The organism is Kitasatospora sp. NPDC006697, assembly GCF_042869935.1.
Classification (GTDB): Bacteria; Actinomycetota; Actinomycetes; order Streptomycetales; family Streptomycetaceae; genus Kitasatospora.
Map to the genome: position 1 here is coordinate 1 of NZ_JBIAGU010000075.1, position 1,835 is coordinate 1,835.

The 1,835-nt window shown below is 66.8% G+C and carries 2 protein-coding genes; one reads left to right on the forward strand and one right to left on the reverse strand.

From position 1 onward, the window contains the following. Positions 1-91: 91 nt before the first annotated feature. Positions 92-619 (reverse strand): SMI1/KNR4 family protein, encoded by a 528-nt coding sequence (locus ACFYNO_RS41145; RefSeq protein ID WP_388023905.1) that lies wholly within the window; start codon positions 617-619, stop codon positions 92-94. A 70-nt stretch (positions 620-689) separates the two neighbouring features. Between ACFYNO_RS41145 and ACFYNO_RS41150 the strand changes: the two genes are divergently transcribed. Next, the gene (locus tag ACFYNO_RS41150; RefSeq protein ID WP_388023906.1) at positions 690-1,823 is read left to right on the forward strand and encodes an IS630 family transposase; all 1,134 of its coding nucleotides are present in this window, start codon (positions 690-692) and stop codon (positions 1,821-1,823) included. The last annotated feature ends 12 nt before the right edge of the window (positions 1,824-1,835 follow it).

Here is a 1,835-nt window from a genome sequence, read left to right on the forward strand (position 1 = left end):
TTCTAGTGCCGCATCAAGCAACGTTTGCCCTGTGACGGGCTCGTGGCAGGGGTTTGGCCGCTCGTAGTACGGACGCGCTTTGCGTGCGGGCTCAGCCGAGTGAGCCGTCGCTCTTCGTGCTCGCGAACCCGCTGTCGGAGGTGAGGCCCTCGACGAAGGACTGGAAGTCCGGAGCGAGGGCCAACTCCGAGTTGTCGTCCGCGTCGAACCAGGTGACGGAAGGTTCCCCATGCCGGCCACAAGCCCGGTAGTCGAGCCCGATCCAGCAAGGCCCGTCACCCGAGACCAGCACCACAGGAGCGGGGAGGTTCCACTCTTCGACCAGGTACGGGCTGTCGAGCAGGGAGATCGTTCGCTCGCGGTGGCCGATGCCCAGCAGGCTGTCGAAGGGGACGTGGTCGGCACTCCATGAGGTCGGCCTGCTCGTGGGGAAGGCATTCCGGCTGCTCGTGACCTGGCCCCCGTTCTGCTGTCGCAGTAGGCCGAGCAGGGAGCTGGGGAGCGTGACGTTCAGCAGCCGCTCGGCCTCCAGAATCCCCTGGTCAGTCACGCGCCGCTGCACTCCGTAGTCGCTATCGGTGTCCCACAGGGACTGCTGGAGATCCTCAAAGCGCGCCATGCCTGGCATCGTAGGAGCCACGCCCGACAGTTGACCGCCCAACCCCACTCCAGACGAGCACAATGCTCACGTGACTGGACGTGTGCGGGTGCGGGACATCGATGACGATGAGGGGCGGCGCCTGCTGCGGATCGTCCGGCGGGGCACCGGGTCGGTGGTGACCTGGCGGCGGGCCCAGATGGTGCTGCTGTCCGCCCAGGGCATGCCGGTGGCGAAGATCGCCGAGGTGACGTTCACCAGCGCGGACCGGGTCCGGGACGTGATCCACAACTTCAATGCCGACGGCTTCGACTCGCTCTACCCGAAGTACAAGGGCGGCCGCCCGAGGACGTTCACCCTCCCGGAGCGCCGCGAGATCAAGAAGATCGCCAAGTCCAAGCCGGCCGAGCACGGCCTGCCCTTCTCGACCTGGAGCCTGGCCAAACTGGCCGACTTCCTGGTCGCCGAGGGGGTGGTCGACGACATCAGCCACGAGGGACTGCGCATCCTGCTCCGCGAGGAAGGCGTCTCCTTTCAACGCGTGAAGACCTGGAAGGCCTCCCGCGACCCCGACTACGCCACGAAGAAGGCCCGCGTCGAGCACCTCTACGCGATCGCCGACGGCGAGGTCATACCCGAGGAAGGCGAGCCCGAAGTCATCTTCTGCATGGACGAGTTCGGCCCGCTCAACCTCCAGCCCCACCCCGGTCGGCAATGGGCCGAACGCGGCGGCAGGCACAAGGACCCCGACCGCGATCCCCGACCGCGCAGGCGGGCGACCTACACCCGCCCGCATGGGGTGCGGCACCTGTTCGCCGCCTACGACCTGGGCAAGGACCAGCTCTACGGGCACATCAAGAAGACCAAGAACCGGTCGAAGTTCCTGGAGTTCTGCCGCTACCTGCGCTCGCTGCACCCACTGGCCGTGCGGATCGCGATCGTCTGCGACAACTACTCGCCCCACCTGACCACCAAGCGGTGCCAGCGGGTCGGGACGTGGGCGGAGGCGAACAACGTGGAGATCGCCTACACCCCGACCAACAGCTCATGGCTCAACCGGATCGAGGCCCAGTTCACCGCCCTGCGCTACTTCGCCCTCGACAGCACCGACCATCCCAGCCACAAGGCCCAGGGCAGCATGATCCGCCGCTACATCATCTGGCGGAACAAGCACGCCGCTGATCAGCGCCTACGCGAGGTCATCAGCAGGGCGAACGTTGCCTGATGCGGCACTAGC

Coding starts and splice junctions, on each gene's coding strand:
- ACFYNO_RS41145 (WP_388023905.1), bottom strand. CDS start 619: ATGGCGCGCTTTGAGGATCTCCAGCAGTCCCTGTGGGACACCGATAGC.